Here is a 15839-nt window from a genome sequence, read left to right on the forward strand (position 1 = left end):
TAAACAAGATGCAAAGAAGAAAGTTCATCAAAAATACCGCAGCTGCTTCGGCTGCATTTTCCATTGTCCCGAGCCATGTGATGGGCAAAACCCATGTCCCTCCAAGTGATACCTTGTATGTGGCAGGTTTTGGTGTTGGTGGAAGAGGAAATGCCGTAATAAATGGCTTAAACGATACAGGGAAGGTAAAATTTGTGGCATTCTGCGACGTAGATGACCGTCGCGCCCAACAAACCTACGAGCAATTCCCCGATGTAAAACGGTTTAAGGATTTTAGAAAGGTTTTTGATGCACATTTAAACGATATCGATGCCATTGCCGTAGCGAGTCCAGATCATACACACGCTACCATCTCCCTACCCTTTATGCGAGAGAAAAAACACGCTTACGTGGAAAAACCATTGACCCACAATATTTATGAGGCCCGTTTGATGACCCAAGTGGCAAAAGAACAGGGAATCGTGACCCAAATGGGAAATCAGGGAGCTTCCAGCGATGGTAGTCGAATAGCCCGCGAATGGGTAGAATCCGGCATTATTGGAAAGGTTCATACCATAGATTGTTGGACCAACCGACCTGTATGGCCACAAGGTGTTCCCCTACCCACGAAAAAAGACAGAATTCCTAGAGGGTTGGATTGGGACCTTTGGTTGGGCCCTGCAAAAATGAGGGACTATAACGATGCCTATCTGCCATTTAAATGGAGAGGTTTCTGGGACTTCGGAACTGGAGCATTGGGAGATATGGGATGCCACATCATGGAAACACCTTTCAGTGTGCTTGATCTAGGATATCCCAAAGAAGCCGAAGCTAGTTGTACCACGGTCTGGGTAGATGATTTTGTTGAGGCCGATTACAGTCACTCCTGCCCCCCATCTTCCAAAATCCATTTGAAGTTTGAGCATGAAGAGCATGGTGATATCGCTTTAAACTGGTACGATGGTGGGATCAAGCCTGATCTTCCAGACGAATTGAAAGATGATGAAACTATTGGCGATTCCGGTGGAGGAAGTGTGATTTATGGCGATAAAGGTATTTTGGTATGCGATACGTATTCCAGAAATGCAAGATTGCTACCTTCCGAAATGATGGATCTATACAAATCCCCTGCTCCCAAATATGATAGAGTGCCCGGTGGAATCGATGGGCACTTTGCCAATTTTGTGGATGGTTGCCAAAACGGTACGCCTACCTCCTCCAACTTTGAAAAAGCGGGAAGACTGACAGAAACCGTACTTATGGGGAATTTGGCTGTCAAAGCATACCAATACAAAGAATTGCAGGAAGGCAAAACTCCACGGGATTGGAACCCTTACAACTCGCCTGGAAGAAGAAAACTGTTCTGGGATGGCGATAATATGAAAATTACCAATTACGAGAAAGCCAACGAATGGGTAACCCGTGATTACCGCGAAGGCTGGGAATTGAAATAAACAAAACACAAATATCAATGCTGAAAATGGCCCGTTTTGGGCCATTTTCTTTTTTGTCATTCTGAGCGAAGCGAAGAATCTTTTCAACGTTGTAGGGTTAGACACCAATTCCCCCAAATACATTTCCAAGCCAAGGGATTCTTCTATCATTGTGCTCCCTCAGAATGACAAATGCTGGAAAAGTTGAAAATCATATCAAAAATTATCCAGAATCAACAAAGAAACAACCCAATACGTAATACCTGAACTACCAAATCATTGTCCAATTGAGGCTAGAACAATTTCATCTGCCCATCCTTGTATTGCCCATGAAGTTCCATGTTCAGGCTTGGAAAACTTTTATCACTAAAGTATCGTTTCCTGGCAATTTGAGCCATTTCGTGTATTTGTTCGGCTATTTTTCCTTCTCCCCTCGTCCTTGTGCCAAACCTACTATCATTTACTGTTCCCCCGTGGCAATCCTGAATCTGGTGCAGTACTTTTTCCGCCCTTTCAGGCATGGTTTTTTTAATCCAGTCCGAAAAGATTTGTCCTATGGCCCCATTGAGTCGTACCACGGTCAGCCCAAAAGAGAGAGCTCCATGGTCGGCCACGGTCTTGGCCAACGGCAACAATTCGTGGGAGTTTATTCCTGGTATCATGGGGGCCAACATTGCATTTACAGGAATACTGTTTTCGGATAATACCTGGATTGTTTTCAGTCTTTTTTTGATGGATGCCGTTCTGGGTTCCAGCGTTCGTCTTGTTTTTTCTGACAAAGAAGTGACCGATATGTTGACACCGACCAATTGATGCTTGTTCAGTTCCTTCAAAATGTCCAAATCACGCAACACCAATGCATTTTTTGTAATGATGCCCACTGGATGTCGGTATTTTAAAAATACTTCGAGGCATTTTCGGGTTATCTCAAACTTTTGTTCTGCGGGCTGGTAACAATCCGTGTTTCCCGATAATACAATGGTCCGTGCCTTCCATTTTTTTTGCCTGATTTTCGCCTCCAAAAGTTCTGGAGCTGATTTTTTGACCAATATCCGTCGTTCAAAATCCAAGCCTGCGCTATAGCCCCAATATTCGTGGGTGTTTCTTGCATAGCAATAAATGCATCCATGCTCGCACCCTTGGTAGGGATTCATGGAATAGCCCATTCCCACATCTGGACTGTCCACTTTGTTGACGATGGTCTTAGGAAAAATGGGGATGTACTGTGTTTTGTTGCTTTCCGCTTCTTCTCCTTCCAATCTACAGAATTCCAAAAAATCATCACGCATTTCAAACTGGTGCTGCAAAAATCGATTGCTGGTGTTTTTCTGCGCTCCTCTTCCCTTTAAAAATTTTCTGGATGACATATATTGGATTTATTCCAAATATATGGATTATTTCCTTTAACTAAATATGGTTGTATAGATGATTAGCTGCAAAAGGACTGATGCGAATAGCACAAATCAGCGTAGAAATCCCTGGTCATTTCGAACCGAACAACGGAAGTGCAAGACGTCTGAAGCATCTAAGAGATTTCTCGTCGCAAGCCCACTCGAAATGACAACGCCAACCTGTTATTCTGAATGTAGTGAAGCATCATTTCAACGTTGTAGGGTTAACACGAGTTTCACGGATTTCCTCAAATCTTTTACTTCAACCATTATTAATATGGTTGCTGAGCGTGGTCGAAGCGCAACACTGAAATAAAAAAGCCGAGCTTACGCCCGGCTTTTTCCATCTTTGGTCAGGTGCCCCAAGGGGAAATATCCTTTACTATTCCAAACCAAAATAGGCTGCCACAGCATGGTAATCATTGACGTCCACCCCAGCAGCTTTGAGTTCGCTTAACACATTTTCTTGGGGGCTCTTTAAATTTAGATTTAATACCTGGGTTCCTTTCTCAATAGCTACAATCATCAAAGATTCTAATTCACCCTCTGGGACAAAATATGAGCTGTCATCCGCTTTATTAAAAAATCCAATTGTCACATCTGCATTATTTTGGCCAGCCTTAAATTGAAGTGTTGTAAATTGAAGGTTGCCTCGGTAATTACCGGGAACAAAATTATATAAGGAAAACTGATCATCCTTTATATAAAAAAGAAATGCATAGTCCTGTGGATTGGAAACTACATCAAGGATATCAAAATTTATGGTGTTGCCTGAAAACCCTTGGAGATTCAATACATAATAAAAAACATTGGCGTTACCATCCTGCCCGTCTGCCCCATCTTGTCCATCAACTCCATCTTGCCCATCTACACCATCTTGTCCGTCAGCTCCATCTTGTCCATCCACTCCTTGGCAGTCCAAACTATCATAGTTGCCATCCTCGTTGACGTCTTCTTTCTCGTCGCCAATTCCATTCCCGTTCAAATCCCAACAGCTAACGCCATCAGCGCCATCGGCCCCGTTGACACCATCTACCCCATCAAGCCCCGGAATTCCGTCAACACCATCCGTTCCATCCTCTCCAGAACAGGATACCAACATTGCTCCCATGCACATTACGGCCATAACCGTTATTCTAATTGTTTTCATATTATTATGGTTTTATGTTATCATCAAAATCCTAATGTATAAAAGTGCCATGACAGTTTCGGGGCCCAATTGACCTATACTAACTATGGATTGACGGATACAGGAAATGAATTGATGAGCTCAAGGAGTAGAAAGTATATTACCTTGCTTTTTCATTGTTCTTGCATTCTGAACAAAAGTGAAGGACCTCTTCAACGTTGTAAGGTTAGACATGAATTTCACGGATTTCCTGAATCTTTTACTTCTGCCATAATTCCGTGTGGTTGCTGAGCGTGGTCGAAGTGCAACATGGAAATAAAAAAGCCGAGCTTACGCCCGGCTTTCTCCGTCTTTGGTCAGGTGCCCCAAGGGGGAAATATCCTTTACTATTCCAAACCAAAATAAGCTGCCACAGCATAATAGTCACTGGTGTCTATTCCAGCATCTTTTAGTTCACTTATTACGCTTTCTTGTGCACTTTTGTTTCCTTGACTACTAAATTCAATAGACACTACTCTAAATTGTGTAAATGTTCCTTGTGGGACATCCCATGCTGAATCATCAGAAGTATTGTAAAAAAACACATTAACATCCGCATTATTTTCATTGGCATACACCCTAGAATATCTAGTATTATTCCCAAGTGGACCAGGAACAGAGTACCATAGATCATCAAAACCATTGTTGACCTCCAAATAATACAGAAAAGCATAGGAATTCATCTCCTCTTGGGATAATCCTAAGTTTACTGTAAAATCAGTTCCTGCAAAATCGGTAATCAGAAAATCAATCTTTTCTACATTCGCATTGCCATTTTGACCATTTTGGCCACTGGCACCTTGACAATCCAAGGCATCTACAACTCCATCCAAATTGATGTCCTCATTGTTTTCGTCTACCGTAATGTCACCAACACCGTTACCATTCAAGTCCCAACAGCTAATGCCATCAGCACCATCGGCACCATCATTGCCATCAGCACCGTCTACGCCATTTATTCCATCCGTGCCATCTTCACCGGGAATTCCTTGTTCCCCATCAGATCCAGAGCAGGAAGCCAATGTAATTGCCATTGCCAAGATGGCCATGCTAAATAATTTCAAATTTTTCATAAATTTTTGTTTTAATTAGGGTTATTAATGGCTCAAAAATAAGGTGGGCAAATGAGGTAATTCGACCCTAATTAACGTAGAGGTGCTGCCACTTGATGAATACCCTATTTGAATTGATAGCAAAAATAATTTGTAGGAATATTCTTTCTTTTTGTTGTTTAAATCAAGAGTGGAAAAGAGTGTCAAATAGAATTATCGTCGCAAGCTCACTCGAAATGACATTACATTTTTTATCATTCCATGCGGATATAGAACGTAGCAGAATCAAGACGTAAAATCCTTTGTAGTGTATGTTGCTTCGATTCCGCTCAGCAACCCGATATTCACTTATGAATTTGATATTCGAAATAACTTCTACATGCAATCAAACAATGAACAAAAAAACTGGTCATTTTGAACCGACCAACGGGAGTGTGGGAACTCTATAAGTATGTTATGGGTTTCGTCAGTCGCTATTCCATCAGAATGACAAGCATTGCTCAATGAGCGATAAACAGTTCACAACAATCAATTGTCCAACGTCTTGACTCTTGCCCCTTGATGCCTCCAAAATGGTTCTCGACCACCCTTTCGACTGCGCTCAGGGTAACAGCTCGAACTGACACATATACCAATCCAACAACATACAATGTACCGTAATCAATAAAGCAGAGTCACGGCTCTTGATTCTTTTTCTTATTTAAAGTCGACCTTTACCAGCTGTTTTCTACTTCCGTGTTTGGCATAGAAAAGCATTTTATCGTCAGCCTCATCTTTAAGGGGTTTGGAGACCATCAATGGTAATCTGGCTTCTTGTTGGTCAATTACTTTTTCATAATCCATTGCCCCATTTTCATCCAAGGAAATCATGAACACATTTCGGTTTCTACTGAATCCTTGCTTAAATATCAAGCGTTCGTTGTTGATCAACTGTGGCTGTTCGGAGGAAGTGCAGATAAAAAAGTAGGTGTTTCCATTTTTGCAGTACGAACTGTAGGATGCATAGGCGCCATCTCCTCGTGTAACTTCGGTCTTATTGATGTTTCTTGCCCATTTCAAATCGCCGTTAATGCCAAGTTTAACGCTGACGATATCATTATAATGATATCGTTCGACCTTTAGAGCATCTCCTGCACCAGTAACTTCCATTCCTGATGTAACAAAATATTCCTCTGCATTGAACAAAATATCTTTATCATCGGTAACCTCAACTCCTTTAAACACCAAATTTTTGATGTCCTTATCTTCTTCACGGCCAAATTTATCGTCCATGAACTGTTGTGAAAACCCATTGTACTTTTGTGCCTCAATATCCATGGTATTGGGGTTTACATCAAAATAGGCGACCCCATTGTACCGATTATCCTTTCTATCCGCATAAAAACCCACACAGACCAGTTTGTCCTGAACCAAGACTGGATACAATGCTTCGGGATACTTGCCCGGGTCCACAAAAGACTGTGATTTGTTTCCGTTTTGGGATACCTTGATCAGCTCGTACTGGAACTTTCTTTCATCCACACGAAAACGTCTCTTTTTAAAATAGGCCTTCCCCACAATGTATGCTGTTTGCAGGTCAGATGAGAATGCAACATTTTCAAAGGCATAGTTTTTCTCCTCGATTTCATCGGAAAAATCGTATTCAAATTTTTTATTGAGGGCAGTATCGAACATGTGGATCATGTGCTTGTTGCTCTTTCCTCTTTTGTGATGCGTACTGATCACAAACCCTTTTTTTTCTTCATCAAAAAGGATGGCAGTCGTAAATCCACGAGAAAAATCACGGTTATAGTAATTCTTGCCTACGGGATCCCTTACCTCTTCGGAAGCAATGGAAAGCAGTTTTTTCTCCTTGAAGTCAAAATCGATAATTGGGCTGGTATGCACCCAATACTCATATTCTTGTTTATTGGGGTTGTAATTTAGGAACAAGAGGTTCAATTGACCGTTCTTTAGAAACCCTTTAACAAAGTCCAGCCCCCTGAGTTTGTAATTGTATTCGGAAACCAGTTCCAGATCACTATTGTATTTTTCTATAAGGTAACCTTTGGGTTTAAGTACCAACCCCTGGTAATAGGCCCGTACCAAAACGTAGCCCCCGGAATCGTCCTCATCGATGGCAACTAGATTGGAATAGCGGTACCTATCGCGGTATTTTTCTCCAAAATCGTAGGAAACGGGCATTTTTTGGCTGTTCACGGCCATGCCCATGAGCACAAAGCTAAATAGAAGAAGTAGGTTTTTTTTCATGATCTGGCTTGGTTAGGCCAATGGTCATGATCCAGGGAAATCTGCTTTGCGTTTTTCCAAAAATGAGGAGGTGCCTTCTTTAAAGTCGTCCGTACCAAAGCAACTGCCAAAAGCATCAATCTCCACCGAATAGCCATCAGCGTCATACTTAAAACCAGCATTTACCGCTTTTATTGCGTATTTTATGGCCACAGTGGAATTATTCGATATCCTGCTCGCTATTTTCATGCAAAATGGCAACAATTCTTCGGAGGATACTACGTGGTTTACCAATCCATACCCAAAAGCCTTGTCTGAATCGATCATACCAGCAGTCATGATCATTTCCATGGCACGGCCCTTGCCCACCAATTGTGGCAAACGTTGTGTGCCGCCATATCCCGGGATGACACCCAAGGATACTTCGGGCAAACCCATTCGGGCATTGCTACTGGCCACTCTAAAATGGCAGGCCATGGCCAATTCCAAACCTCCGCCAAGGGCAAAACCATTAATGGCCGCAATAACGGGAGTGGACAGGTCTTCCACAAAATCGAACAGGTTCTGCTGACCCGCAGCCGCCAACTGACGGCCTTCTTTTACCGAAAAATCGGCAAATTCTGAAATATCGGCGCCGGCAACAAAGGCTTTTTCCCCTTTTCCGGTAATGATGATCACTTTGGTTTCCTCATCCTCATCCAACTCCTTGAATGCCACATGAAGTTCCTCTATGGTTCTTTTGTTGAGCGCATTGAGCTTTTTGGGTCGGTTTATGGTTATGGTGGCCAAATTGTTCTCTTCTTCAATGTAGATGTTCTCGAAATCCATGTATACTGATGTTTGAGACGGTATCTTAATTGTCCGCCATTGTTTTTTTCTGTTCCTTGGGGAATTGAATGCAAAAAACCGTCCCCTTTCCTACTTGGGAAGTAAAGTTAATGGTTCCGCCGTAGTTTTCCACAATGTTCTTTACCATTCCCAATCCGAGTCCCGTTCCGCTGGACTTGGTAGTGAATTTAGGTTCAAAAATCCGATTCTTATATTCGTCGGCAATGCCCGTTCCATTGTCGGCAATGGAAATTTTCACTTGATCGCCCACCGTTGCAACACTGACCAGAATCCTTGGGGATTCCACATCGGGTACCGCCTGAATGGCATTTTTAACCAAATTGGTAATGACGCGAATCAGTTGTGTACGATCCAGTTTGGCCACGATTTCCTCTTCATCGGCAATAAAATGGATGTAATCCTCCTGGAAAATCTCCAATGCCAATCTTACCACTTTGACCACGTTCAAGGTCTCATTTTGTTGTGCGGGCATATCCGCAAAACTGGAGAAGGCCGTGGCAATATTGCTCATAGTGTCTATCTGTTGGATCAAAGTCTTGGAGAACTCCCTTACTTTATCCTGGATGTCAGGGTCGTTGGGGTCGAACTTACGCTCAAAACTCTGTACCGAAAGCCGCAAAGGTGTCAACGGGTTTTTGATTTCGTGTGCCACCTGTTTGGCCATCTCACGCCATGCCTGTTCCCTTTCACTACGGGCCAATTTCACGGCACTTTCCTCCAGTTCATCGATCATACGGTTGTACGAATCCACTAATTTACCGATCTCCTCCCCAGGGCTCTCCAAATAAATTTTCTCATTCTGACGGGTCAAGTTGGTCCTATTGATCTTGTCCGATATGGTCTGGAGGGACCTTGTAATGTATTTTGAGATGAAATATGCCAGAATAATGGCAATGATCAACATCAACACATATACCATCCCCAACCTGAAGAGGAACTCCTTCAATTCCATATTATTGAAAGTGTTGTCCTCAAAATAGGGAAGGTTCATAATCCCAATGGGCTTGAACTTGAGATCGTGGATATAGGTATAGGTGGACTGATAATTATCTCCTGCCGCCCTTTTTTCCTCAACAAAACGTGTCTCCCCACTTTCCCTCAAAAAATTCAGCACTTCAGCATCCAAACAAGTGGCAATGGCATTGGATTCAAACGTGGGTCGAGAGCTTTTTATCAAATTGCCCTCAAGGTCATAAATATTGAAATTGACATTTTGAATATTGGCTATCTCATAAATTTCCTCACTGAAGATCAAATGAAGGTTTTCGGTGCTTATGGGATAGGTGGTCTCCTTGAGTGTGTAATTGATGCTTTTCATCAATTGCTCTTCCTTTCGCTCCAACCTCTCGTTGTGGTAATCGTTTCCTTGCTCCTTGTATTGGTAGACCGTTACCCCTGCAATCAGGACAGATGCCAGTACCACCAAGGTAATCATGGCAACGAATATGCGTGATCGTAAGGAAAGTTTTCTTAACAAGCTCACTTGATTTAACGCTAAATTTAAGCAATTATCAAGCCAAACAAGAGGCAAATGCAAGAGACAAGTTCAAATCCAAATGAAAAGTGTGCCCGTATTTTCCCTGATTATTGGACTTGTGCTTGGTTTTGAGTTTATTAAGCATTGGGGTTCCTATCACGCACCTTTTTGTACCATCGAATGCCCAACATCAACAAAATCATCAGGACAAACATGCCCACAATGCCGTAAATCCAATTGAAAGCACTTTTGAGGACCACCAAGAATACCACCGCAAATAGGATAATGGTGGCCACCTCGTTCCACATCCGCATAAACTTTGAAGTGTACCTTACCTCATCGCACTGCAATTGCTTAAAAATCTGATGGCATTTGAAATGATACCCAAAAAGCAACAGTACAAAGACCAGCTTTACATGCATCCAAGGTTGTTGCAACCATCCGGGCATCAAAATCAACAGCCAAATAGCTGTCAGCGTGCACAAAATCGCTGATGGCCAAGTGATGATGTACCACAATCGTTTCGTCATCAACTTTAGTTGATCGGAGAGGATTTCCTTATCGGGAGATGGTTTCTGCCAAGCCTCGATATGGTAAATAAAGAGTCTAGGGATATAGAATAAACCTGCAAACCAGGTTACCACAAATATCAGGTGCAATGATTTTATGTACGGGTACAGCAATTGCTCGGTTTTTACGTGTTACATCCAAATGGCAACAATACCATTCGCTAAAAGTTCGGCATTAAAATTACGTATTTCTGCATTGACTGCGCTTTCGTATCCAGTACTATTCTTCAATGCTCAAATAATCCAATTTAAGTTGGTTGAACTCTTCGTTGAATGCTGAAACCTCCTTGTCCACCAAACTATCGAATGCACTCAATTGTGCATTTATTTTCCTGGACATTTCATTTTTAACCGCAATATCCTGATCGGTCGGCGGGAAATCATCAATGGAAACCAAGCTGTTCAGATGCGCCAACTTGTTGGTCAACTTAATCGGGAAGTTCAATGGGTCTTGACCGCTTCTGTTTTTGGTCTGATACAATTCCTTCTCAATGGACCGAAATTCCTTCTTCATCTTTTTGGCCTTCTCCACCAAAGCTTTTGTAGTTTCATCATCCTTGTACTTTTTGATGAATTCATCCAACTTGCCATTGACAGCCCTTATTTTTTTGATGGACTGGTGTGCCCTGTCCACTGTTTCGTTTACTTCGGTAATGAAATCGTATTGCTTCTGCATATCTGCCACGGAAACCTCGGCCCTTGGATCGGGAAGAATGGTAAACTCCTCGGTTTGGTCGCTTCCGTTAACATTCAAACTGACCTTGTAGGTTCCCGGTACGGCTTTAGGACCGCTCAGATTGGCCCACCAAAGAATCATGCCCTTTAATCTTTCGGCTCTTTTTCCGCGAGTGTTCCACACATAAGTGTTGCCTCCTTTTTTGACTTCCAGTTTTTTGTCCTTATCCTTGGCATAAGTACTGTAGGTTGCCAAAGTATCCCCGTTCATTTTGGTATAGGTCAAGGCTATGCTGTCCTTTTCGGTGAAATCTTTCAGATAAAAATGGGTTATGACCCCGTTGGCCAAGTTTTTACCTTCCGTTTTTGACGGCCTACTGGCTGCTCTACCCTTGGTTCTGTAACTATCCCTCGGTTTGTACAAAATGGCATCCGCTGATTTCTTGGCATCATCCAATTGGTGCAATACGGTAAGATCATCGATTACCCAAACACTTCTACCCTGTGTGGCCACGATCAAGTTATCATCTTTAATGGCCAAATCGGTAATGGGCACTATCGGCAAGTTCAACTGAAACTTCTCCCAATGGACCCCATCATTGAAAGATATGTACATTCCTGTCTCGGTCCCTGCATAGAGCAAACCTTTTCTTTTCGGATCTTCCCTTACCACACGGGTAAAGTGTTCATCTTCGATTCCGCTGGTAATTTTAGTCCACGATTTTCCATAATCAGTGGTTTTGTACAGGTATGGAGAAAAATCTCCCAACTTATAGCGAGTAGCTGCAATGTAGCAGGTTCCTTCATCAAAAGCTGAGGGTTCTATACTGTTGATCATGTTCCACTCAGGTATGTTCGGAGGGGTTACATTTTCCCAAGTCTGACCCCCATCCTTTGTCACATGGATAAGTCCGTCATCGCTACCTACCCAAAGTAATCCTTCTTTCAAGGGACTTTCATTGGCCGCGAAAATGGTACAGTAATATTCCACACTGGTATTATCCTGTGTAATGGGCCCTCCACTGGACACCAATTTATCGGGGTCGTTGCGGGTAAGGTCACTACTCAATAATTCCCAACTTTGACCCTCGTTGGTGGTCATGTGCACATGGTTTGAGAACGTGTACAATTTATTGGGGTCGTGCTTGCTGAACATTATGGGGAAATTCCACTGGAAACGGTACTTCATCCCCTCGGCGCCATAACCCATAGGGTTATCTGGCCAAACGTTGACTGCCCTAGTGGTTTTATTGGCGTGGTTCACACGGGTCAATAATCCACCATAACTACCTCCGTACACGATATCATCATTGGTTGGGTCCACCGCAATATGTGCCGACTCGCCTCCCGCAGTGGACTCCCAATCATCCTCTCCTATGGAACCATCATCACTTCTATAATTGATTCTCAGGGTAGAATTATCTTGCTGGGCCACATAAATACGGTACGGGAAAGCATTATCCGTGGTTACCCTATAAAATTGGGCAGTGGGTTGGTTGTTCATGGTACTCCACGTTTCCCCTCCATCGTAGGTTACTTGTGCTCCACCATCATCGGCCATGACCATACGATTGGAGTCCTCCGGCGCAATCCATAGATCGTGATGGTCCCCGTGAGGAGCATTATCGGATGTAAAGGTTTTTCCTCCATCGGTACTTTTGTGGTAACGAACATTCAGAACATATACCACATCCTCATCGTTGGTGTCAGCATAGACCCTTGTGTAATACCAAGCACGTTGTCTCAAGTTTCTATCACTATTGACCAAGGACCATGTTTTACCTGCATCTTCCGAACGGTACAAACCTCCTTTGTCCTTGTTTTCGACCATGGCCCAAATCCTATTGCTGTTTTGAGGCGAAACAGCCACACCGATTATCCCCAAAGTATCGGTTGCGAAGCCTTTATTTTTGGAAATCTCCGTCCACGTTTCTCCGCTATCGGTACTTTTCCAAAGCGCAGAACCTTCGCCACCACTACTTAAACTATAGGGTGTACGTTGTATTCTCCATGTGGAAGCATATAGAATCCTTGGGTTGTTTGGGTCAAAGGTCAAATCAACAGCTCCAGCCATATCGTTGGCATAAAGCACTTTTTTCCATGTCTCACCACCATCGGTACTTTTATAGACCCCTCTTTCAGTAGTAGGTTTATACAAATTTCCCATTACTGCTGCATACACAATGTTGTAGTCCTTGGGATGGATTCGCATTCGGGAAATGTGACGGCTTTTATCCAAGCCCAACGATTTCCAGGTTTTTCCCGCATCCTCGGTTTTCCAAACACCATAGCCTGACGAAACATTACCACGAACCGTCTGTTCACCTCCTCCTACGTAAATCACATTATGGTCGCTTTGTGCCACCTCCACAGCTCCGATACTTCCTCCAAAATACCCATCTGAGATATTTTCCCAACTACGGCCGCCATCTTCAGTTCTCCAAACACCACCACCTGTGGCGCCAGAATAATACAGGTTCGGTTCTCCGGGCACCCCGGTAACGGTTCCGGAACGGCCACCACGAAATGGACCGATCAATCGATACTCCAAACTTGAATAAAGCTCTTCGGAATATTCAGGTACGCTTTGTTTTTTGTTTCTGCGCTGAGAGTGAATTGGGCTTACGGACAACGATACGGCAAGAAGGATCAAACCTATCTTGAAAAAGCAAGTCTTCATTTTTAAAGTGTTGAGTTAGTCGTCCTTAAAAGTAGTGAAAAAAGGCACAAAAAAAGTTGTCCAATATTTTGTACTTTAACCCATCGGATAAAACTCAAAAACTAAACCATGCTCAAATTTTTTAAGCTCGCTATCTTGATTTTGGCCATAGCAGCTTGTAAAGACCAATCAAACAAAAAAGAAGAAACCACAACTGCCGAGCCCAAAAAAAACCAATCCGAATGGACTTACCTTTTTGATGGCACCAGTTTGGAAGGATGGCGCGGTTATAACATGGATTCCCTCCCTCCAGGATGGACCATAAAAGACAATGTCCTCACTTTTGACACTGAGCTGGGGCTGGAACAAAATTACACAGGCGGAAGAGATATCATTTATGGGGCTGAGGAGTTCGATAATTTTGAACTCTATGTGGAATGGAAAGTACCAGAAGGGGCCAACAGTGGAATTTTTTATCATGTGAAAGAAGGTTATGACGGTCCTCCCGTAGTGGCACCCGAATATCAAATCATCGATGATGAGAACTACGCCGACATCCACGATTTGACAGCTTACAACTCACAGTTTGGGGCCGAGCACCCGGAATTGCTTCAGGATTGGCAGAAAACAGGTGCCGATTATGCCATGCATACCGCGGATGAATCACAAAAGCAATTGAATCCGGTCGGCGAATGGAACTCCTCAAAAATCGTCTTTACCCCCGAAAAGGTGGAGCACTGGCTCAACGGCAAAAAATTATTGGAATTCGTGCCATGGTCAGACAATTGGAAGGCCAAAAAGAATTCAGGGAAATGGGACAGTGCCCCTGATTACGGAAAATTTAAAACAGGCTACATTGCTCTGCAAGATCATGCGAGCCCGATTTGGTTCAGAAACATAAAAATTAAAAAACTATAACCTCCAGACCATGAACAAAAGAGAATTTATCAAGAAAAGTAGTGTGGGAGCACTCGGAATTATGTTTGCCCCTTCCATTTTAAAAGCAGGATTCCCAAAGGACAAACTTAGAACGGCCCACATTGGGGTCGGAAATATGGGAATGGAGGATCTAAAGGCTGTTTCGTCACACGGAGCCGTGGAAGTCGTTGCACTCTGTGATGTGGATGCCATCAACCTATCAGCAGCGCATAAAATGCATCCAGGGGCTCGTATCTTTTTTGATTACCGAGCCATGTTGGAAGAAATGGGGGACGAAATCGATGCAGTCATTGTTTCCACGCCAGATCATACACATGCGCCTGCTTCCTTGATGGCGATGAACATGGACAAACCTGTGTACTGTCAAAAACCGTTGACCCACTACGTTTCCGAATCCAGGGAAATGAAAAAGTTGGCCGCCGAGAAGGGCTTGGTCACGCAAATGGGCATACAAGTGCATTCATTTTATGATTACAAATTGGCTACCCTTTTGATTCAATCCGGCATTATCGGAAAAGTACATACCGTACATGCATGGTCTCCCAAAAACTGGGGGTACGATGGCCCATTGCCCGAAGGCGAAGACGCTGTTCCAGACCAATTGGATTGGAACCTTTGGTTGGGAACATCCAAAAAACGTCCTTATAAAAAAGACATGTACCACCCCGGTAACTGGAGAAAATTGATGGATTACGGCTGTGGTACCTTGGGCGATATGGGCGTCCATATTTTCGATACTCCCTACAATGCATTGGAACTTGATGTCCCTAGAACCATTATGACGGAGTGTCGACCCACAAACGGATTTGGTTTCCCTGAAAAAAATACCGTCACTTATGAATTCCCCGGCACCAAATACACGGGCAAATCCCTAAAATGGATTTGGTATGATGGCCCTGGTGCGCCCGAAATGCATGAAGACCTTATGTTGCCAGGTATGCAAATGAAGAAGGACAAAAAGGCGAGCAAAAAAGATGAAAACAGCATTTCCTTGGATGCGGGCGTAGCCGGAGAAAATGAATTGCCGGAACAGGGCGCTATGTTCGTCGGCACCAAAGGACGTTTGCTCCTGCCCCACTTCATGCAATTGCCAAAGAAAATACGAAAAGGGAAATATGTGGATATTTCCGAAGAAATAGCCAAGGTTTCCGAAGAGCACAATTTGGGAGAACCCATTCGTAATTATGCAACGGAAGGTCCAAAACATTACCACCAATTCGTGGACGCTTGTCTTGGGAAGGATACTACAACCGCTCCTTTTGATTATGCAGCCAGGTTGACAGAAACCATTCTATTGGGTACCATCGCAGGACGTTTTCCCGGGGAAACCTTGCATTGGGATGCCGAGACTGCTAAGTTCAAAGAGGAGAAGGCCAATAAATATTTGGCTGGGGACTACCGTGATTTTTAACCATTTTC

General features: G+C 43.3%; 11 protein-coding genes. 3 read left to right on the top strand and 8 right to left on the bottom strand.

The annotated features are described in order from the left end of the window. The first annotated feature begins 8 nt into the window (after positions 1–8). Positions 9–1433 (top strand): Gfo/Idh/MocA family protein, encoded by a 1425-nt coding sequence (locus PY092_RS00630; RefSeq protein WP_275613925.1) that lies wholly within the window; start codon positions 9–11, stop codon positions 1431–1433. A gap of 272 nt (positions 1434–1705) precedes the next feature. On the opposite strand, the gene PY092_RS00635 is transcribed toward PY092_RS00630, so the two are convergent. From PY092_RS00635 to PY092_RS00670, 8 genes are all read right to left on the bottom strand, one after another. Continuing rightward, positions 1706–2779: a PA0069 family radical SAM protein gene (locus PY092_RS00635; protein ID WP_275613926.1), complete on the bottom strand. Its 1074-nt coding sequence runs from the start codon at positions 2777–2779 to the stop codon at positions 1706–1708. A 406-nt stretch (positions 2780–3185) separates the two neighbouring features. Further along, positions 3186–3953 carry a hypothetical protein gene (locus PY092_RS00640; protein WP_275613927.1) on the bottom strand — a complete coding sequence of 256 codons (768 nt, stop codon included), beginning with the start codon at positions 3951–3953 and terminating at the stop codon, positions 3186–3188. Between the two features lie 365 nt (positions 3954–4318). Continuing rightward, positions 4319–5044, bottom strand: a complete 726-nt coding sequence (locus PY092_RS00645; RefSeq protein ID WP_275613928.1) for a collagen-like protein — start codon at positions 5042–5044, stop codon at positions 4319–4321. Between the two features lie 675 nt (positions 5045–5719). Then, a complete protein-coding gene (locus PY092_RS00650) occupies positions 5720–7273 on the bottom strand; it encodes a hypothetical protein (RefSeq protein ID WP_275613929.1) in 1554 nt (517 codons plus the stop codon). 24 nt (positions 7274–7297) lie between these two features. Next, entirely contained in the window at positions 7298–8080 is a 783-nt protein-coding gene (locus PY092_RS00655) for an enoyl-CoA hydratase/isomerase family protein (protein ID WP_275613930.1), read from the bottom strand. Between the two features lie 25 nt (positions 8081–8105). Further along, entirely contained in the window at positions 8106–9536 is a 1431-nt protein-coding gene (locus tag PY092_RS00660; protein WP_275614623.1) for a sensor histidine kinase, read from the bottom strand. 179 nt (positions 9537–9715) lie between these two features. Continuing rightward, on the bottom strand, positions 9716–10261 hold the full coding sequence (locus PY092_RS00665) for a CopD family protein (protein ID WP_275613931.1): 546 nt from the start codon (positions 10259–10261) through the stop codon (positions 9716–9718). A gap of 106 nt (positions 10262–10367) precedes the next feature. Beyond that, positions 10368–13502: a VPS10 domain-containing protein gene (locus PY092_RS00670; protein WP_275613932.1), complete on the bottom strand. Its 3135-nt coding sequence runs from the start codon at positions 13500–13502 to the stop codon at positions 10368–10370. A gap of 108 nt (positions 13503–13610) precedes the next feature. Here PY092_RS00670 and PY092_RS00675 point away from each other — a divergent pair, with 108 nt between their 5' ends. Then, complete coding sequence (locus tag PY092_RS00675) at positions 13611–14399, top strand: 3-keto-disaccharide hydrolase (protein ID WP_275613933.1); 789 nt, start codon at positions 13611–13613, stop codon at positions 14397–14399. A gap of 10 nt (positions 14400–14409) precedes the next feature. Then, complete coding sequence (locus PY092_RS00680) at positions 14410–15831, top strand: Gfo/Idh/MocA family protein (RefSeq protein ID WP_275613934.1); 1422 nt, start codon at positions 14410–14412, stop codon at positions 15829–15831. Positions 15832–15839 lie beyond the last annotated feature (8 nt).

The organism is Flagellimonas yonaguniensis, assembly GCF_029193885.1.
Taxonomy (GTDB): domain Bacteria; phylum Bacteroidota; class Bacteroidia; order Flavobacteriales; family Flavobacteriaceae; genus Flagellimonas; species Flagellimonas yonaguniensis.